Below are 19,722 nucleotides of genomic sequence, written 5' to 3' on the forward strand. Positions count from 1 at the left end.
AGTCGCACGGCCTGGGCTAGCGCATTTCCTGTCCACGGCCAGTACCCTCCGGTAGCGGATAGCTAATGGCGACGGTGGTGCCGCCCAAGCCGTTGCGGGTCACGGTGCAGGAGCCGCCCAGAAGGCTCGCCCGGTGACGCAGGTTGTGCAGTCCAAGACCCGAGGCACGCTCCATTTCTTCCGGGCCGATGCCTACCCCGTCGTCGCTGATTGAAAGCGTCTGCAGACCGCCCGCCCGCTCCAGGTCGATCCAGATGCGGTGGCCATGGCAGTATTTCAGCGCGTTGTTGACGGCTTCCTGTGCGGCACGGTACAGGTTGATCTGCAGCAGCGGGTCCAGCAAGTCCACATCTGGCGCGATCCGCAGCTTGCAATCCACGCCGTTGAGCGCGCGAGCCGTCTCTGCCAGCGCTCGTAGTGCGTCCGCAAGCCCGCCATATTCCATCGCGACCGGATCCAGGCCGTGGGCAATCCTGCGGGTCATCAACGACGCCTGTTTCACCAGGCCGACAACGATAGCGGCGTCGGCGGCGGACGGGTGGCCCTGTGTCTTCAGTTTCTGATTCAAGGCGGCGCAGTACAGTCCCAGGCTGGTCAGGTGTTGCCCAAGTCCGTCGTGGAGTTCCTGGCCGATGAGTCTCTGCTGCTGATCGCCGATCCGGATCAGTTCCCCTTCCAGCAAACGGCGTCGCGCCATCTCCTCTTTTAGCTCGTTGTTCGCCTTCTCCAGGTCTTCGGTTCGCTCCTCGACGCGTCGCTCCAGTTCGATGCGGGCTGCCTGGAGCAGGTCATGGGCAACCTGTTCCTGAGCGCGTGCCGCCGCCAGCAACAGTCCCGTCACCGCCACGACGTTCGCGAAAGCGCACCACCTCACCAGGCTGTCCACAGGAGATTCGGCAGCAAAGGGCCCCGTGCCGTGGGTCGTGCCCCAGATGGCCACGAGAGAGACCATCAGCGTCACGATGCTGGCGCCCAGGCGATCGAAGCGCAGCGCCGCCCAGATAATGAATGGAAAGATCGCGAGCGCTGCAGGATAGTAGCCATGCCCGGCAAGTTGCGGGGCACCGAAGATGAGGTAGCTCACCCACAAGGTCGCGGCAATGAGTCCGCACGCTTCGACAGCCCGCTGCATCGATCGGACAGGGTTCGAATACGTCAGGAAGCCGAACAGCGCCGGCGCCACGACGAGGACTCCCATCATGTCGCCAAGCCACCATTTCAGGAAGGCTGCGGCGTACCCGGCGGCGCGCACGAGTCCCCCTCCCAGCAGGGCGGTCGTGCCGACCAGCGCACTGACTGCCGTGCTCATCACCGCAGCAAGGGCGATGAAGGCCAGCACATCGTTGATGCGCTCGAAGGTGATCCGGAATCGGGCCGCGCGGTTGAGCAATAGCGCTGCCGTCAACGTTCCCGCCATGGAGCCGATGCCGATCGCCGCGGCCACGGCTGCAGGCACGCCTGCCGACACGTTGGCGAGGAAGGAACCCACGGCAATACCCGGCGCGACTTCGATGCCGAGTGCGAGCAGTGCAACGAGCGCGATGCCGCTGGAAGGCCATACGAGAGAGATTGCGCCGCCCACTACCGCATAGGAAAGGCCTAGCCTTGCGCCGGCGAAATACGCCAATGCAACCATTCCGGTGTGGAGGAAGAGGCTGAATCTGGAATTGTCCCGAATGGTAGCCATTTTCGCTTCCAATCCAGAAGCCGGAGTGCGAATACGCTGCGTGCTCCCAGGTGGTGAACGCGCATGGAACCGCATGTCAGTCCGCGAGCCCGAGAGTCGGTGATTCACTCGGCGCTTGTTCGCGGCCTGACCTCTTGATTGTGGTGGCACCCACCGCGTTAATCAAACACTACACAGCGCTCGTTGTGCGCGAGCCTTTCAACAACGTCAGGTTCTCCGCCCGTTGGTGCGTGCACCGCGACTGTGCCTCGAGCCCGGCTCCGCCGTCGCGTCGATGTCGCCCGAATGGCGTCACCTGACCGGCTCTTGTTAGATCGATTCGAATCCACCCAAAAAAAACGCCGGGCTAAAAAAGCCCGGCGCGGAGTTCGCAGGAGAGGCAACAGGGCCCGGCCCTCCCACGACGTGTAGGGCGCCATTGTCGATGCGATTCGCCCAGCACACCGTGATCAAAGTCAAAGAGCGTGGCGTCCGGCGGGCGCCGCCTCGCGCACCAGCGAACGCGCGCCTGAACTCAGCCGTCGCGGAAGATAAAGCTGTACGCGCTCAAAGCCGGCACGCCGCCCAGATGCGCGTACAGCACCTTCGACCCCGGCTCGAATTCGCCACGGCGCACTTTGTCGATCATGCCGTGCATCGACTTGCCCTCGTACACGGGATCGGTCAGCACGCCCTCCAACCGCGCGCACAGGCGAATCGCCTCCAGTGTGCCTTCGTTCGGCAACCCGTACTCCGGGCCGCCGTAACGCGTGTCGAGAATCACGTCCTTTTCGCCGATATCGCGGTTGAGATCGACGAGCCCGGCGGTATGACGCGCAATGCGCGTGATTTGCGCGTGGGTCTTCTGCGGCGTAGCCGAAGCGTCGATGCCGATCACGCGGTCCGCCCGGCCATCCGCCGCAAAGCCGACCACCATGCCGGCCTGCGTGCTGCCCGTCACCGAGCACACGACGATGTAGTCGAATTTGAAGCCCAGTTGCGCCTCCTGCGCCCGCACTTCCTCGGCAAAGCCCACGAAACCGAGGCCGCCGAACGGATGCTCCGAGCAGCCCGCCGGAATCGCGTATGGTTTGCCGCCCGCCGCGCGCACGCTCTCGAGCGCCTCCTCCCAACTCGGCCGAATGCCGATGTCGAAGCCGTCTGGCACGAGCCGCACGTCCGCGCCCATCATGCGCGACATCTGAATGTTGCCTACGCGGTCGTAGACGGCGTCGGAATAGTTCACCCAGTTCTCCTGGACCAGCACGCACTTCATGCCGAGATGCGCAGCGACGGCTGCGACCTGCCGCGTCTGGTTCGACTGGATGCCGCCAATCGAGACCAGCGTGTCGCAACCTTGAGCGAGCGCGTCGGGAATCAGGTATTCGAGCTTGCGCGTCTTGTTGCCGCCGAACGCGAGTCCGCTGTTGCAGTCCTCGCGCTTCGCGTAGAGCTCGACCTTGCCGCCGAGATGCTGGCTCAGGCGCTTGAGCGGCTGGATGGGCGTGGGTCCGAACGTGAGTGGATAACGGGGGAAACGCTGGAGGTTCATCGAATATCTCCGGGAGGTCGGCTCATGCGGGACGTGGTCAACGGTCGGTGCGCGCGTGGAACGCACAACGCGATGGAGAAATGTTAGGCGGGTTGCCGCGAAATGAGCTTGCTAAAAAAATATCGGCAACCTACGTTTAAAGCATGAGTTTTGAACTTAGAGAACTTTTAATTTTCGAAATAAGTAAAGGACGCAATGAAATTAACCAGACATTCCTCCCCTGCGCCGAATGAGCCGCCCGCACTGGATCGCATCGATCGCGCGATCCTCAGGCATTTGCAGCAGGACGCATCGATTTCCAATGTCAGCCTCGCGGCCAAGGTGAAGCTCAGCGCGCCCGCGTGCCTGCGGCGCGTGGAACGGCTCAAGGCGTTGGGGCTGATACGCGCAATCGTCGCGCTGCTCGATCCGAAGGCACTCGGCGCAGGCATGCTGGTCGTGATCGGCTTCGTGCTCGACCGCTCTACACCCGAAGCGTTCGCCGCATTCGAGAAAGCGGCCCAGAAAGTTTCAGGCTGTGTGGAATGCCACGTCGTGACCGGCGAATTCGATTACTTCATGCTGGTGCGCACGCGCGACAACGAAAGCTTCAACCAGCTGCATGCAGAGCAGTTGTTGTACTTGCCGGGCGTGCGGCAGGTCCGCAGCTTCATGGTGCTCAAGGAGATTCTGTCGACGCACGCATTGCCGCTGTGACAGCGCGCGCGAATGCGCGTCCCTCGAAAAGGATGCGTGAATTTCGCTGCGGCGCGTGGGAAATGAATCAGGATGATGAAGCAACGTGCCCGAAGGCCACGCGTTCTGTTGGTGGAGGTAAGCGGGATCGAACCGCTGACCTCTTGCATGCCATGCAAGCGCTCTCCCAGCTGAGCTATACCCCCATTCAGAACGGCTTCTGCGCCAGTGGGATGGCGCAGAATCGAGCAATGTCAGCTGACGGACCTGCTCGAAGAGCGGCGATTATATACGCCGCACGCGCGACCTCGCAAGCACCCTCTCGCGCCCGCCTGAAACTAAGCTGGAGTCCTTACGATTAACCGCAAAAGCAAAGAGCCGGCTTATGAGCCGGCTCTCTTGCCCCATTCGCAGCAGAAGCACGCGAACGCCATTCGTTCCAGTATCGCCACGCCGTTCCAGCGCACGATACCCGATTCAACTTTGGTGCCGACGGCGAGACTCGAACTCGCACAGCTTTCGCCACTACCCCCTCAAGATAGCGTGTCTACCAATTTCACCACGTCGGCATTCCAGTACGACCCGGGACTCGCCTGATCCTGCCAGATCCCGTCCACTCTCGCCTCATGGGCTCGAAGGGTCGCCATTGTATCGACTCGTCGCGCATTTTTGAAGCCCTGCGCGAAGATTTTTTGAAGCCCCGCGCCGACGCTTAAAACTCCAGCGTTGAAGTCAATTCAAGCGTGCGTCCGAGTCCCACGCCCAGCTGATTCGACCCCGCCGCACTCCAGTAGCGCCGGTTGGCTGCGTTCTCCAGATTCGCCTGCACCGAAACACGTTTGCCGTACACGCGCGTCGCGTAACGCGCGCCTGCGCTCAACAGCGTATAGCCGCCAATCTGTGCCTGGTTCGCGTTGTTCACCTGGCGCGGCCCCACGTAGTAGATGCCGCCATTCACCGAAAGCCCGGCAAGCACCGGCACGCGATATTCGGCGAACAGGCTCGCCGTGACGTGGGGCGTATTCTCCGGCGTCTTGCCGACGAGCGTCGGATCGGAAGAATCGATCTGCTTTGCGTCGAGATAGACGGTCGATGCAGTGAGCGAAACGTCCTTCGTCACATCGCCCTGCACCGAAAACTCCACGCCGCGATAACGCGCGTTGCCGTCAATCGCATAGACGTTGTCGGCGTTTGTCCCGGCGCTGGCCTGTTTGAGGTTGAAGAGCGCAAGCGATACGAGCGTATTGCCGGCGAGGCGCGTGCGCACGCCCACCTCCTGCTGCCGGCTCACTGCCGCGGGCAGGATCTGGTTCGCGTTGACGGCCGTGGCCGGCGCGCTGCCCGCCGATTCGAGCGCTTCGACGTAGCTCGCGTAGACACTCGTCTGCGGTGTGATGCGGTAGGTGATGCTGCCCGAGGGCGAAGTATGGTTGATATCGGAGTTCGGCGTACCGGCCTGCGAGGTCATGTACTCCGAGCGGCGCACGCCGGCCACGACCTGCAAGCGCGCCGTGATGTCGATCTGGTCGAACAAATAAACGCCGCTGTTGCGCACGTGCTGCGCGTAGAACTGCCGTGTGCTGCCGCTTTGCTTGAGCGTCGTGATGTCGATGGGATCGTAGAGATTTTGCGCCGCCGTATACGTGTACGTCGCGAAGTCCGGCTGAAACAGCCAGTTCTGCACGACACCCGTCGTGACCGTATGCGTGAACGGTCCGGTCCTGAAGTCGCCGTTCACTTCGAGGCGCACGTTCTTGTTCTCGTACATCTGCCCAAACTGCCGGCTGCCTTGCAGCGTGCCCGCGCCGGTCGCGACGTTGTACTTCTGGAACACCCAGGCCCAGCGGTCGCGCCGCGTGATCGACTGGCCGAGCGAGAGCATCGCGCTCCAGTGGTCGTTGAACGCGTAGTCGGCGCGCACGAGCTGCGACGTGGCGCTCGCCGTAGTCGGCCTGTCGTTTGGCACGAGCAGCTTCGAGGGGTCGGGCATGGCAGGCAGCGTGATCTTGCCGTTCACGGCGGCAAGCGGCGCGATGCCGGCCTGCTCGACCACGCGCGTTTCGATGTGCTCGAGATCGTATTGCAGCTTGAGCTTGTCGTTCACGCGCCAGTCGAGCGCGGCGCTCACGAACTTGCGGTAGCCGCGGTCGCCTTCAATGGGCGTTTCGACATGCTCGTCCATCGCGTTCACGCGAATGCCGAACTGATCGCTCGGGCCAAAGCGGCGTGCGATGTCGGCGGCGGCGCCGATCGAACCGTTCGAGTCGCCGAGCACCGAAATGCTCGTGACCGGCTCGCTGCCCGCGCGCTTCATCACCATGTTGACGATGCCCGCCGGCGCGCCGAAGCCGTAATACAGCGCGGACGCCCCCTTGAGCACTTCCACGCGCTCCTTGTTCTCCATCGGCATCCAGATGTTGTTGTCGATGGGGAGCAGGCCGTCCAGATAGAAGCTCGAGCGATTGTCGAGCGGGATGCCGCGCACCGAGAGGTTGTCGTACGCGAGCCCGTTGAGCTGCTGGCGCGTCACGCCCGCAACGTTGCGCAGCGCGTCGTAGAGGCCGGTGTCGCCCTGGGCGTCCATGACCGAGCGCGTGACGACGTTCACCGTGGCCGGCACGTCGAGCGCATCCATGCCGCGGTATTGACCCGTTTCGACCGTTTGCGGCGCGTAGCCCTGGGTCTTGCTGCCCATGATCTTGACCGGCGCGAGCTGGGTGGCTTTGCCGGCCGGTGCGGTTGGGTTTGCAACTGCGCTCGCCGCGTCGGCATCGGCATCTGCCGCGTGCGCCGTGTGTGCGATGCCGGCGATGCCCGCCGCGAGCGTCGAGTGGATGATCGCGTGTGCGCAGATCCTGCGCCATTGTTGCGTGCGCGTCTGCGACATGCGCGTTTGCGACGTGCGCGTGCGCGATGCGCGCTTCCCCGAAGCCATGCCTTTCCTTCTTCTTTGCGTTCAACCGGCGCTGTCCGGGCCGCGCTACCATCCGGCCCCGATCAGCGAAAGAGCCGAGATGATAATGCGAATTATTCTTATTTTAAGGAATAGGCTTGATGTTTGTCGGGGAAATGCAACAACGGTGTATGGATGATGTAAGTGCGACAGCAATCGCTGACACTATCGACTTACCACGCTCGTCGCGGCATAGGGTGGGCGCGAACGCCATCCATTGGGAATGCTGCCGACTCTTTTCAAGAGAGATGGAGGTCCTGGCCAAGGTCATGCTGACGGCCAGTCGCAATCGGAACCGACAATGATCGCGTGCGCGACGATCAGCGCTTGCCAGCAACCCCACGCCGGCCCTTCTTCGCCGGCGCGCGCTCGCGCACCGCATCGGCATGTTCCCGAATCGTCTCGATCAGCGCGCGCAATCCCGCCGGCGCGTGCCGCCGCCCGGGGTAGTAGAGGCAGAGTCCGTCGAGCGGAGGCGTCCAGTCCTGCAGCACGCGCACGAGCGTGCCTGCCTCCATATCGGCGTTCACGTTCCACTCGGTCAAATAGGTGAGGCCGAGTCCGTCACGCGCCGCTGCGAGCATGAGATCGGGCTCGTCGAGCGTCAACGCGCCCTCCACGTCCACGCGCACGGCTTGCCCGCGCCGCTCGAACTCCCATTGGTAGATTTGCCCGCTCGGCATGCGGCTGCGTATGCAGCGGTGCGACTTGAGATCGGCGGGTGTGCGTGGCCGCTCGTGCCGGGCAAAGTATTCCGGACTGCCAACCACGGCGAATCGCTGACGATCGCCGAAAGGCACGGCGATCATGTCCTGCGGCACCGTTTCGGCCAGGCGAATGCCGGCGTCGTAGCCTTCGACCACGATGTCGATAAGGCGCCCTTCCGTGACGAGATCGAGCTTCATCTCGGGATAGCGCTGCAGATAAGCAATCAACACGGGCATGACCTGTTTCGCCGCGCCCACCGAAGCATTGATGCGCAGCGTGCCAGAAGGCGTGTCGCGAAAGCTCCCCGCCTGGTCGAGCGCCTCGCGGATCGTGGACAACGCGGGCGCGACGCTGCCCACGAATTGCGCACCGGCCTCCGTCAACGCCACGCTGCGCGTCGTGCGGTTGAAGAGCCGCACGCCGATGCGCGCTTCGAGCGCGGCCACCGCGTGGCTGAGCGCCGAGGTCGACACACTCAGTTCGTCTGCCGCCGCGCGAAAGCTGCGATGGCGCGCCACGGCCAGCACGGCTTCGAGTTCCACCAGGCCCGATGTTTTCATTGTCCCAAATCGCTCAACAGGTCATGCGCCATTGTACGGCTAGTCAACGCAATGCCGAGCGTCTATCTTGCCCTCATCGACTCACGCTTCGTGGAGCAGCCATGCAGATCATCGACAAGATTTATATCGACGGCGCGTTCGTCACGCCGCACGGCGAAGCATACTTCGACCTCTTCAACCCCGCGACCGAGACCGTGATCGGTCGCGTGCGCCTCGCCGACGCGGCGGATGCTGACGCGGCCATCGCCGCCGCGAAACGCGCGTTCCCGGCGTTTTCGCGCACCCCGAAAGCACAGCGCATCGAGATGCTCATGGCGCTGCCCGAGGCCGTCGTCGCGCGCGAAGACGCGCTCTTCGAAGCGATCATCGAGGAGTACGGTGCGCCGGTCTCACGCGGCCGCTGGATGGCGCAGCACGCCTCCAACGTGCTGAGCGACGCCGCGAAGACGCTGGAAAACTATGCGTTCACGCGGCGCGCGGGCACGGCAGAGGTCACCATGGAGCCGCTGGGCGTCGCCGGGCTGATCACGCCCTGGAACAGCGACGCGGGCTTCATCTGCGGCAAGCTCGCGGCGGCGCTCGCTGCGGGCTGCACGGCCGTCATCAAGCCGAGCGAGATGAGCGCGATCCAGACGCACATCGTGACCGAGGCGCTACATTCGGCGGGCCTGCCTGCGGGCCTCTTCAACATCGTCACGGGCCGCGGCGACACCGTGGGCGCGCGCATCGCCGAACATCCCGACGTCGCCAAGATTTCGTTCACGGGATCGACGGCAGTCGGCAAGACGATTCTGCGCACGGCCGCCGAAACGCTCAAGCGCGTGACGCTCGAACTGGGCGGCAAGTCGCCGGTCATCGTGCTCGACGACGCGAATTTCGACGAAGCCGTGCCGCTCGCGCTGCAGGCCGGCTTCATGAACAGCGGGCAGGCGTGCATTGCGGGCACGCGCATTCTGGTGCCGCACTCGCGGCTCGTCGAGTTCGAAGCGCGCGTCGTGAACGCCGTGGCGCAGATTCAAGCGGGCGATCCGCGCGACACCCGCACGAGCGTCGGCCCGATGGTGAGCCAGAAGCAATGGGAGCGCGTGCAGCGCTATATCCGCATCGGCATCGACGAAGGTGCACGCCTGATTGCGGGCGGCGCGGGACGGCCCGAAGGCATCGAGTCGGGCTGGTTCGTGCGTCCAACCGTGTTCAGCGGCGTGACGAACGACATGACCATCGCGCGCGAGGAGATTTTCGGCCCGGTGCTTTCGATCATCGCGTATCGCGACACCGAACATGCCGTCGAGATCGCCAACGATACGCCTTATGGCCTGCAGGCCTACGTGGTCTCGCCCGATATCGCGCGTGCGCGCCGCGTGGCCGCTCAGATCGAAGCCGGCCGCGTGCTCGTCAACACGCTCACGCACGAGCCGGCTGCGCCGTTCGGCGGCTTCAAGCAATCGGGGATCGGGCGCGAGTACGGCACCTTCGGGATCGAAGCGTTTCTGGAGCCGAAGTCCACACTCGGCATGTTTTGATGCGGCACTCACCGCATCAGAATACAAACGCCCCGGTTGCGCTGCTAACCGGGGCGTTTGAACTGTGCTTTTAGCGGACTACATCAGAAGGTCTGCCAATCGTCGTCGGACGTTGCCGTTGCCGGCTCGCGGCGGTCCGCCTTCGGAGCGGGTGCGACGGCGGCACGCACGGGCGCGGGCCTCGAAGGTGCGCGACGCCTGACCGTTGCGCTCGCAACGGCCTTCGCCGCCGGTGCAACGTTTGCCGTTGCGGCACGGCCCGCCGAGCCAATGTTGAACACCGATACCAGCTCGCGCAACGCCGCTGCCTGCGAGGACATCGACTGCGCTGCCGCCGACGCCTCCTCGACGAGCGCCGCGTTCTGCTGCGTGACTTCGTCCATCTGCGTCACGGCCTGATTGACCTGCTCGATGCCGGTGCGCTGCTCGCCGGAGGCCGCCGAAATCTCGTTCATCAGGTCGGCAACGCGCTTCACCGATTGCACGATCTCGCCCATCGTGCGGCCCGCGTCGTCCACGAGCGCCGTGCCGTTGTTCACGCGCTCGACCGATACGCCGATGAGTTCCTTGATTTCGCGCGCCGCCGTCGCGCTGCGCTGCGCGAGCGTGCGCACTTCGCCGGCCACCACCGCGAAACCGCGGCCCTGTTCGCCCGCGCGCGCCGCTTCCACGGCCGCGTTGAGCGCGAGGATATTGGTCTGGAATGCAATGCCTTCGATCACCGAGATGATCTGCGCGACCTGCTCGGAGCTGTTCGCGATGTCGCGCATCGTATCCACCACGCGGCCCACCACTTCGCCGCCGCGCGTGGCCGTTTGCGAAGCCTGGCCCGCCAGCGTGTTGCCCTGGGTCGCGTTGTCGGCGTTCTGCTTGACGGTTGCCGTGAGCTCTTCCATGCTCGCCGCCGTTTCTTCGAGCGAAGCGGCCTGCTCTTCGGTGCGCTGGCTCAGGTCCGTGTTGCCCGCCGCGATCTGCGCGGCAGCCGTCGCAATGCCTTCGCTGCCCGTGCGCACGCGGCCCACCAGGTCGACGAGCCGCTCGTTCATGTGACGCAGCGCGCCGAGCAACTGGGCCGCTTCGTCGGTGCCCTGCACGTCGATGCGTGCGGTCAGGTCGCCGCGCGCCACCGTTTCGGCCACGTCCACGGCCCGGGCGATCGGGCCCGTGATCGAACGTGTGATGAAGAGCGCGATCGTGGCGCCCAAGCCGATGGCGATCACGATCAGCGCGATGGTCCAGGCGACCGCGCCGTGGTACGCGGCCTTCGCCGTGGCGACTTCCGCGGTCGAGCCGTTGTGATTGAGGGTCACGTCCTGGTTGATGAGATCCATCATGGCCGTGAACGACTTCGCCGATGCGGAGGAAACCGCAGCGCGGGCATCCGGCGATCCACCGTCGGCGGACATGACCAGGGCCTCGATCTTCTTGTCGTCGTCCAAGTACTGAGACCATGCGGCGCCGATCGAATCGGCCATGCGGCGCTCTTCAGCCGAGGAGACCAGCTTCGAATAGCTGTCGAACGTCGTGCCGAACTGGCCGACCATCCGGGAATGAAGGTCGTGCAGCGAGGCCTTCTCGCTGGCGTCGCTGGCGATCAGCATGCGCAGCGACGTGCGACGCACGTCCTGGACCTGATTGCGCATGTTGCCTAGCGTCTCGACGCTAGGCAGCCAGTTCGTGCCGATTTCCTCTGTGCCGGCAAATATGCGCGATGCCTGCAGAAGCCCGATCCCGCCCACTGCGCCGAGCAGGAGCAACACAATGGCAAAGCCCGCGCCGAGACGCGGACCGATTTTGATTCTGGTAAGAAATGACATGGGGACGCCGTAGTGAGAGGTCACCCCTATTGACGACCGCGACGCCCAAAAATTAAATCAATGTTGCAAATATAACAATACGTAAGGAAAGCAAACGGCAAACGAACGATCGGTCTTTTTTTCATACGGTAAGGATCCCGTATCAATTGAACTAGACGCTCGCCACCCCTACTCCGACTTGCGCGATCGCCGCATCGCGCTGCGACGGACTCGCGTGCGTCGCGCCCGTCAGGTACGCCGTGACGAGGATGGGCGCCCGCCCGGTGGGCCAGATAATCGCCACATCGTTTGCCGTGCCGTGATCGCCAGTGCCGGTCTTGTCGCCTACGCGCCAGTCCTTCGGCAAGCCGGCGCGCAAACGCGCGTCGCCAGTCTTGTTGGCGACGAGCCATGCAATGAGTTGCTCGCGCGATACCGAAGCAAGGCGCTCGCGCAGCAGCAATTCGCGCAGGTTCGCGACCATGGCGGCGGGCGTGGTCGTATCGCGCGGGTCACCTGGGATCGCATCGTTGAGCGTGGTCTCGTTGCGGTCGAGGCGCGTTACCGGGTCGCCAATGCTGCGCGCGAAAGCCGTGATCGCCGCAGGGCCGCCGATGCTTTCCAGCAGCAGGTTCGCCGCCGTGTTGTCGCTGCGCGTGAGCGCGGCCTCGCACAGCTCGGCAACCGTCATGCCCTCACTGCCCGCTCGCGGTCCGCTCACCGGCGAATACGACACGACTTGCGCAGGCGAATACACGATCTTGCGGGCCAGGTCCTCCTTGCCGTGATCCTTGCGCGTCAGCACGGCCGATGCGAGCAATACCTTGAACGTGCTGCACATCGGAAAGCGCTCCTGCATGCGCCACCCGCGCACGTGTCCGTTCGCCGTATCGAGCATCGCCACGCCGAGCCGGCCCCCCGCCTGCGCCTCGATGGCGGCGAGCGGCTTTTCGAGCGAGCCCGTTGGTGTCGCGTTCGTCGTGCTCGCAGCGCCCGCGCCGAACGCCTGAGATGCAACGCCAGCTATCGCGCCGCCTAGTACCGTCATCGTGAATCTACGCCGCGTGATCATGACCTCTCCTTGAAGAGCCGCCACTATCGCGTGTTCTCCGTGTAGCGACAAACGATGATAAATTGCGCCTTGCCCCAGAAAAACTTATGGCTTGATCATGCGAACGCATCTGCCCCTCAATGCCTTGCGTGCCTTCGAATCGTCGGCGCGGCACTTGAGCTTCACACGCGCGGCGAGCGAGCTGAACGTCACCCAGGCGGCCGTGAGCCAGCAGGTCCGCACGCTCGAGGAACGGCTTGGCGCGACGCTCTTCAAGCGTCTGCCGCGCGGCCTCGCGATCACCGACGAAGGTCTCGCGCTGCGCCCCGTGCTCACCGACGCATTCGACCGCATCGAAGCCGTGTTGCGGCAGTTCGAAGGCGGCCACTTTCACGAGATGCTGACCGTGGGCGCCGTGGGCACTTTCGCGGTGGGATGGTTGATGCCGCGCCTGAAGTCGTTTCACGACGCGCACCCGTTCGTCGAACTGCGCATCAAGACGAACAACAATCTCGTCGATCTTGCGGGCGAAGGCCTCGACTTCGCCATCCGGTTCGGCGACGGCACCTGGCCCGGTTCGCGCGCCGCGAAGCTGTTCGACGCGCCGCTCACCGTGCTCTGCACACCCGACATCGCACAAGGTCTACGGAGCCCCGCCGATCTCGCCGACAAAAAACTGCTGCGCTCGTATCGCGCCGACGACTGGGCGCTCTGGTTCGAAGCCGCCGGGCTCGCGCCGCGCCCCGTGCGCGGGCCCGTATTCGATTCGTCGCGGCTCATGGTGGAAGCAGCGATGCAGGGCGCGGGCATCGCGCTCGCCCCGGCTTCCATGTTCGAGCGCGATCTCGCGGCGGGCAGGCTCGTGCGGCCCTTCGATATCGAAGTGCAGGCAGGCAGCTACTGGCTCACGTCGCAAAAGGGGAAGACAGCGACGCCCGCCATGCGCGCGTTCAAACAATGGCTCGTGAAGGAAGCCGGCAGCGGCGAGGACGCGTGATTGCGCGATTGCCGTGTTACGCGCCGAAATCGAGCAATACCTTGCAGGTTTCGCGCGGTTTGTGCTCCGCCAGCTCGAACGCGCGGCTCACCTCGCGAAAATCCACCTTGTGCGTGATGATCGATTCCGGCGTGACGAGGCCGCGCTCCAGCCAGTCGATCACGGTCGGGAACATCGCGCAGTTCAGGCGCGAGGCGCACAACGTGAGCTCCTTTTTCGTCAGCTCCTGCTGGGCGATGGCCGAAGGCGTCGACGAAAAACCAAGCAGTCCGATACGTCCTGCGGGCGCCGCGAGCCGCACCGCTTCTTCGAGAATGGACGGATGGCCCACCGCGTCGAAAATCAGCGTTGGGCCGTCTTCCACGCCGCGCGCGCGCAGCGCGTCGGCAAGCGGCTCGTTGCGCGTGTTGATCGTTTCGTCGGCTTGCGCCCCGCAGTTGCGTGCGAGCTCGAGCCGCTCGTCGAGCTGATCCGCAATGAACGCGCGCACGCCGTACACGCGCTTGAGCACTTGCAGGATCGTCAACCCCACGGTGCCCGCGCCATAAATCAACGCAACGTCGCTTTCCAGCACGCCAGTACGCGCCGTGACGTTCGCCGCCACGGCGAAAGGCTCCACGATTGCCGCGCACGATTGTGCAATACGCTCGGGGATGCGGTACGCGTTGCGCGCGGGCGCACATACATACTCGCTGAAACCGCCGTCGCGATGCACGCCCAGCACGACGAGATTGCGGCACACATTCTGCCGCCCGATCCGGCATGCGTGACAATGCCCGCAGCTGATGACGGGATCGACGGCCACGAGTTCGCCCACGCGCCCGGCATCGACACCCTCGCCCACGGACTCGATGCGGCCCACGAACTCGTGGCCGATGATGCGCGGGTACGTCACGAACGGATTGTGCCCGCGATAGATGTGCAGGTCCGAGCCGCAGATGCCCGCATAACGCACGCGCACACGTACCTCTGCCGCTGCGGGCGTGGGCATGGGCAGCTCGCGCACGGCGAGGCTGTTCGGTCGATCGACGACGACGCTCAACATAGCAGACGCTTCCATGTCTATTTGATCAGATAGGCTTACCAGTTCCACATCGACCCGTCGCGCAGACGGGCGACCGGCAGATAGGCGCGTTCATAGGGATACTTCGCGGCCAGCGTCTCGTCGATGTCCACGCCGAGCCCCGGCGCGTCGTCCATCACGAGGAAACCGTTCTCGAAGCGGTACTGATGCGGGAACACCGCATTCGTGAGCGCGTTGTGCGGCATCAGTTCCTGAATGCCGAAGTTCGGCGCCCACAGGCCGAAGTTCACGGCGGCGGCCATGCAGACCGGCGAAAGATCGGTGGCGCCATGAAAGCCCGTGCGCACCTGGTACATGGCCGCGTAGTCGGCAATACGGCGCATATGCGTAATGCCGCCCGCGTGCACGATGGTCGCGCGGATATAGTCGATAAGCTGCTCGCGTATCAGGTCCTTGCAGTCCCAGATCGAGTTGAACACCTCGCCCACCGCGAGCGGCGTGCTGGTGTGGCTGCGAATCAGGCGGAAACTTTCCTGGTTCTCGGCCGGTGTCGCGTCCTCCAGCCAGAAGAGGCGATACGGCTCGAGGTCGCGGCCAAGGCGCGCGGCTTCGATGGGCGTGAGGCGGTGGTGCGCGTCGTGCAGCAGATGCGGGCCGAAGCCCACGGCCTCGCGCACCTTGCGAAAGAGTTCGGGCGTATGGCGCAGATAGAGCGCCGTGTCCCATGGCTCCTCGGGCGGCAGCCCCTTCTGGGCGGGCTCGTACTCGCCCTTGACCTTGCCCACGCCATACACCTTGTCGAGACCGGGCACCCCCGACTGCACGCGAATCGCCTGGTAGCCCTCCTCCACATGCTGGCGCACCGCGTCGATGGCTTCCTCGTGGTCGCGCCCGTTTGCATGGCCGTAGACCATCAGCCCTTCGCGGCTCTTGCCGCCCAGCAGCTGATACACGGGCATGTTCGCGAGCTTGCCCTTGATATCCCAGAGCGCCATGTCAATCGCGGCGATCGCCGTCATCGTGACCGGGCCGCGCCGCCAGTACGCGCCGCGATAGAGGTATTGCCAGATGTCCTCGATATTGCGGGGGTCGCGGCCCACGAGGCACGCAAACACGTGATCTTCGAGGTACGCGCGCACGGCCAGTTCGCGGCCGTTGAGCGTCGCGTCGCCGAGACCGTACACGCCTTCGTCGGTCACGATCTTCACGGTCACGAAATTGCGGCCGGGGCAGGTGACGATCGTCTGCAACCGTTCAATCTTCAATGGCTCTCTCCACTCTCTTTCATTCGACGAAATAGTCGGGCACGCGCGCCTGCACTTCCGGCAGATGCGAGCCCACGCGGTCGATATGGCTCGCCACCGTCGCGCCCAGTTGCGCGAAGTTGCGCGAGGCCATTTGCGCGAGGATCAGCTCGTGCTCGCGCAGCGCGCGCTGCGCATGGTCCGCCACGCGATCGAGCAGCAGCCAGCGCACGCGGTCGAACTGGCGCTTCATGGGCTGCAGCATTTCCCAGACATGCGGGCGGCCCGCGAATTCGAAGAGGCGCCGGTGCATCAGCTCGTCGAGATCGAAAAAGCGATCGACGTCGCCGCGTGCGACGGCGTCGCGCTGCTCGTCGACGATGCGGCCGAACTCCGAGAGCTGGTCGAGCGTGATGGTCTGGGCCAGCTGCACGTGGTTCGCGCATTCGAGCGTGCTGCGCGCGAAGCGCCCCTCTTCGAGCTGCGAAACGGAGATCGGCGCGACGATCGTGCCGACCTTGCGGTAGATGTTCACGAGGTGTTCGTCGGCGAGCTGGGCAAGCGCTTCGCGCACCGGCGTGCGGCTCACCTGCAGCGCCTCGGCGATCGCGGCTTCTGAGAGGCTTGCGTGCGGCGGCAGCGCGCCACGCACGATGACGTCGCGCAGGAAGGCATGCACCTGCGGGCGATAGGAAGTATCGGGATTGGCGACGAACCCGCTCAGTGCGGCGAGGACGGTGTCCTCTTGCGGTTCGATGACGGTCTGGCTCATAAGGGATAACGGGGATCTGTTTGTACCATGGTAGCAAATTCGCTTATCGGCAACCGCATAGCGTTAACCCCGATAAAACGAGATATAACATCGGACTAAGCTTCCGTCATTCACTAAAGTACCATGGTACACGGCAATGACAACATCGCATCTGTGTGAGCGCTCACTATCAAACGCTGCGGCGACTGTGCGCCAACCGGGATACGACCGCCGGCGCGTGCGCCCCGGCATCGTCCATCTCGGGCTGGGTGCGTTTCATCGCGCGCACCAGGCGCTCTATACGGAAACGCTGCTCGAACGCGGCGACACGCGCTGGGGCATCGTCGGCGTGAGCCTGCGCGAGCGGCGCGTGCCGCAGGCGCTGGCCGCCCAGGACCACCTCTACTCGGTGACCGAGCGCAGCGGCGAGGTGGCGGCGAGCCGCGTGGTCGGCGCGCTGCGCGGCTCGCTCTACGCACCCGAGGCGATGGACCGGGTGCTCTACACGATCGCGGACCCCGGTGTGGCCATCGTGAGCCTGACCGTGACCGAGAAGGGCTACAGCGTCGCGCCCGCCAGCGGCGACCTGGACGCCGGCGACCCAGCCATCCGCCACGACCTCATGACACCCGATGCGCCCCGCACCACGCTTGGCGTGCTCGCCGCGGGCATCCGCAGCCGTCCGGCGAGCGCGCCGCTCACGGTGGTCTGCTGCGACAACATGCAGGCCAACGGCGACACGCTGCGCAAACTGCTGATCCAGTATGCGGAGCAGCTCGACCCGGCGCTCGCGCGCCGCATCGGCGAGACGATCGCGTTTCCCAACACGATGGTCGATCGCATCGTGCCGGCCGCCACACCCGCGTCGCTCGACGCGGCTGCCGCGCAACTCGGCCTGCGCGACGAAGCCGCGATCGTATGCGAGCCGTTCAGCCAGTGGGTCATCGAAGACCGCTTCAGCGGCCCGCGCCCCGCGTGGGAAGACGCGGGCGCGCTGCTCACGCGCGATGTGCACCCGTACGAGGCCATGAAACTGCGCCTCCTGAACGGCTCGCATTCGGCGATTGCGTACGTGGGCCAGTTGCGCGGGCGCGAAACCGTTTCCGATGCAATGAACGATCCCGCCATGGCCACCTTCGTACGCGCGCTGATGATCGAGGACCTGCTCGCCACCGTGACGGTGCCGCCGGGCTTCGACGTTGCTTCGTATTGCCAGGATCTTCTGGCGCGCTTTGCCAACCCAACGCTTGCGCACCGTACCAGCCAGATCGCAACGGACGGCACGCAGAAAGTGCCGGTGCGCTGGCTACCCGCGCTGCGCGAGAGCCTGGTGCGTGGTATCGAGCGTCCCCATCTCGAACGCGCGCTCGCCGCCTGGCTCCACTACCTCGCGGCCGAACGCAGCGACGCGGGCATGCCGCTCGCCGTAAGCGATCCTGGCGCCCCCGCGCTCGCTGCGAGGTTGCGCGGCGCGGGCACGGCGCTCGACGCCGTGCAAGCCGCACTCTCGCACGCAAGCGTATTTGGCGCGACGCCCTGGCCGCAAGCCTTCGCCGAGCGGCTCGCCCAGCATCTGCAATCGCTGCGCCGGCACGGCACGAACGCGCTGCTGGCTTGCCCCGCGCCGGCCTGAAGCCGCACGCGTGCCGATATCTTTAGAGACTGGAGACAGAACATGAAGCAACGCACGATGGGATGGATAACCGTATTCCTGTTATTCCTCGTCTACGGCATCAACTACCTCGACCGGGTCGCGCTCTCGATCACGGCACCGCTCGTTCAAAAAGACCTCGGCATCGATGCGGCGCAGATGGGCATCGTGTTCAGCAGTTTCTTCGTCGGCTATGCGCTTTTCAATTTCGTGGGCGGCATCGCGAGCGACCGGCTTGGGCCGAAGATCGTGTACGTCCTCGCGGTCGGGCTGTGGTCGATCTTCTGCGGGCTCACGGCCGTGGCCGTGGGCTTCGCGAGCCTGCTCGTGCTGCGCGTGCTGTTCGGCATGGCCGAAGGGCCGCTCTGCGCAGGCGCGAACAAGATGGTCAACAACTGGATGCCGCGCGACATCGCGGCGACCTCCATGGGACTCCTGAGCGCCGGATCGCCGCTTGGCGGCGCGATTGCCGGCCCGGTGATCGGGCTGCTCGCGATCAGCTTCGGATGGCGTCCGGCGTTCTGGATCATCTGCGCGATTGGCCTCGTATGGTGCGTCGCATGGATGCTGCTCACCGCCGACCGTCCTTCGGAGAGCCGCTTCGTCAGCACGCTCGACGAAGCCGAGCCCGCGCGGCGGGGATCGAGCGTTGCGCATACGGCCCACATGGTGCCCGAGGGCGCCGCTGCGCCGCTCTCGGCATGGCTGCGCCAGCCGCTCGTGATCGCGACGGCCGTAGCGTTCTTCGCCTATAACTACGTGCTGTTCTTCTTTTTGAGCTGGTTCCCCAGCTATCTCGTGCAGGCGCATCACCTCAACATTCGCGAGATGAGTCTCGCCACCGTCGTGCCCTGGCTCGTGGGCACCGTTGGCCTCGCGGCGGGCGGCGCGATCTCCGATGCGATCTTCCGCTGGACCGGCAAGCTCATGCTCTCCCGCAAGCTCGTCCTTTCCACTTGCCTCGCGGCGACGGGCGTGTGCGTGGGCGTGGCCGGCCTGGTGCATACGGCTGCCGCGGCCATCGCGCTGATGTCCATTGCGCTCTTCCTGCTCTATGTGACGGGCGCGCTCTACTGGGCAATCGTGCAAGACGTCGTGCATTCCGCCAGGGTGGGCAGCGTGAGCGGCTGCATGCACTGCGTGGGCAGCCTTTCGGGCGTGATCGGGCCGGCCGTGACGGGCTTTCTGGTGGAGCGCAGCGGTTCGTTCGCCACGGCGTTCGCGCTGGCCGGCGTGGTTGCGCTCACTGGCGCGGTGCTCTCGGCAATTTTCATTCGCGACGCCCGCAAGAGCGCGACTCTCACTGACAAGGCGTATTCGTAACCAGCGCGTAACCAGCGCGTGCGCGGGCGGCGACGTCATATCGGCATCGCGAGCCGGAGTGAATACGGGCCCGCGCTTCTTTCATATCGTGCAATGCGCGCCCGGTGTATGCAAATTCCGCGTTTGCGGAGGCAGGCCGGCAATTGCACATGGAAGGAGACCTTCTCTTATCGTGAAAGACCTCACGTAAGCCATTGAACAACAAGCCAATTTCGGTGCCGAAAACCCGCAGGGAAGTTGTCCTTCAC

13 protein-coding genes, 2 tRNA genes and 1 pseudogene are annotated in these 19,722 nt (G+C 64.7%); 5 read left to right on the forward strand and 11 right to left on the reverse strand.

Features of this window, described 5'->3' with window-relative positions; all coding sequences use genetic code 11:
- Window positions 1–16 precede the first annotated feature (16 nt).
- On the reverse strand, window positions 17–1,687 hold the full coding sequence (locus C7411_RS28335; protein ID WP_110387858.1) for an MASE1 domain-containing protein: 1,671 nt from the start codon (window positions 1,685–1,687) through the stop codon (window positions 17–19).
- A 514-nt stretch (window positions 1,688–2,201) separates the two neighbouring features.
- Window positions 2,202–3,218, reverse strand: a complete 1,017-nt coding sequence (locus C7411_RS28340) for a 1-aminocyclopropane-1-carboxylate deaminase (RefSeq protein ID WP_110387859.1) — start codon at window positions 3,216–3,218, stop codon at window positions 2,202–2,204.
- Between the two features lie 195 nt (window positions 3,219–3,413).
- Between C7411_RS28340 and C7411_RS28345 the strand changes: the two genes are divergently transcribed.
- Complete coding sequence (locus C7411_RS28345) at window positions 3,414–3,914, forward strand: Lrp/AsnC family transcriptional regulator (protein ID WP_110387860.1); 501 nt, start codon at window positions 3,414–3,416, stop codon at window positions 3,912–3,914.
- Between the two features lie 109 nt (window positions 3,915–4,023).
- Here the strand turns inward: C7411_RS28345 and C7411_RS28350 are convergent.
- The 4 genes from C7411_RS28350 to C7411_RS28365 form a co-directional block, all read right to left on the reverse strand.
- Window positions 4,024–4,099: transfer RNA gene (locus C7411_RS28350), tRNA-Ala, on the reverse strand.
- A gap of 278 nt (window positions 4,100–4,377) precedes the next feature.
- Window positions 4,378–4,462 (reverse strand) — tRNA-Leu (locus C7411_RS28355).
- Window positions 4,463–4,605: 143 nt separating this feature from the next.
- A complete protein-coding gene (locus tag C7411_RS28360) occupies window positions 4,606–6,828 on the reverse strand; it encodes a TonB-dependent siderophore receptor (protein WP_243413379.1) in 2,223 nt (740 codons plus the stop codon).
- A 338-nt stretch (window positions 6,829–7,166) separates the two neighbouring features.
- Window positions 7,167–8,114, reverse strand: coding sequence for a LysR family transcriptional regulator (locus C7411_RS28365; RefSeq protein ID WP_110387861.1), 948 nt, complete (start codon window positions 8,112–8,114; stop codon window positions 7,167–7,169).
- 101 nt (window positions 8,115–8,215) lie between these two features.
- Here C7411_RS28365 and C7411_RS28370 point away from each other — a divergent pair, with 101 nt between their 5' ends.
- Window positions 8,216–9,637, forward strand: a complete 1,422-nt coding sequence (locus C7411_RS28370; RefSeq protein ID WP_110387862.1) for an aldehyde dehydrogenase family protein — start codon at window positions 8,216–8,218, stop codon at window positions 9,635–9,637.
- Between the two features lie 83 nt (window positions 9,638–9,720).
- On the opposite strand, the gene C7411_RS28375 is transcribed toward C7411_RS28370, so the two are convergent.
- Both C7411_RS28375 and bla read right to left on the reverse strand, forming a co-directional pair.
- Complete coding sequence (locus C7411_RS28375; protein ID WP_110387863.1) at window positions 9,721–11,454, reverse strand: methyl-accepting chemotaxis protein; 1,734 nt, start codon at window positions 11,452–11,454, stop codon at window positions 9,721–9,723.
- 164 nt (window positions 11,455–11,618) lie between these two features.
- Window positions 11,619–12,481: pseudogene (gene bla, locus C7411_RS28380) on the reverse strand (class A beta-lactamase); the annotation flags it as partial.
- Between the two features lie 121 nt (window positions 12,482–12,602).
- On the opposite strand from bla, the gene C7411_RS28385 reads away from it, so the two are divergent.
- A complete protein-coding gene (locus C7411_RS28385) occupies window positions 12,603–13,481 on the forward strand; it encodes a LysR family transcriptional regulator (RefSeq protein WP_110387865.1) in 879 nt (292 codons plus the stop codon).
- Window positions 13,482–13,497: 16 nt separating this feature from the next.
- Here C7411_RS28385 and C7411_RS28390 read toward each other — a convergent pair whose 3' ends face one another.
- From C7411_RS28390 to C7411_RS28400, 3 genes are read right to left on the reverse strand one after another with little or no spacing between them, the layout of a single operon-like run.
- Window positions 13,498–14,526 (reverse strand): Zn-dependent oxidoreductase, encoded by a 1,029-nt coding sequence (locus tag C7411_RS28390; RefSeq protein ID WP_110387866.1) that lies wholly within the window; start codon window positions 14,524–14,526, stop codon window positions 13,498–13,500.
- Window positions 14,527–14,561: 35 nt separating this feature from the next.
- A complete protein-coding gene (gene manD / locus C7411_RS28395; protein WP_042263798.1) occupies window positions 14,562–15,770 on the reverse strand; it encodes a D-mannonate dehydratase ManD in 1,209 nt (402 codons plus the stop codon).
- Window positions 15,771–15,789: 19 nt separating this feature from the next.
- Entirely contained in the window at window positions 15,790–16,521 is a 732-nt protein-coding gene (locus C7411_RS28400) for a GntR family transcriptional regulator (RefSeq protein ID WP_110387867.1), read from the reverse strand.
- Between the two features lie 136 nt (window positions 16,522–16,657).
- On the opposite strand from C7411_RS28400, the gene C7411_RS28405 reads away from it, so the two are divergent.
- Together C7411_RS28405 and C7411_RS28410 are read left to right on the forward strand one after the other, a co-directional pair.
- Complete coding sequence (locus C7411_RS28405) at window positions 16,658–18,133, forward strand: mannitol dehydrogenase family protein (RefSeq protein ID WP_110387868.1); 1,476 nt, start codon at window positions 16,658–16,660, stop codon at window positions 18,131–18,133.
- Window positions 18,134–18,175: 42 nt separating this feature from the next.
- On the forward strand, window positions 18,176–19,474 hold the full coding sequence (locus C7411_RS28410; protein WP_110387869.1) for an MFS transporter: 1,299 nt from the start codon (window positions 18,176–18,178) through the stop codon (window positions 19,472–19,474).
- The last annotated feature ends 248 nt before the right edge of the window (window positions 19,475–19,722 follow it).

Source organism: Paraburkholderia silvatlantica (assembly GCF_003096715.1).
GTDB lineage: Bacteria > Pseudomonadota > Gammaproteobacteria > Burkholderiales > Burkholderiaceae > Paraburkholderia > Paraburkholderia silvatlantica.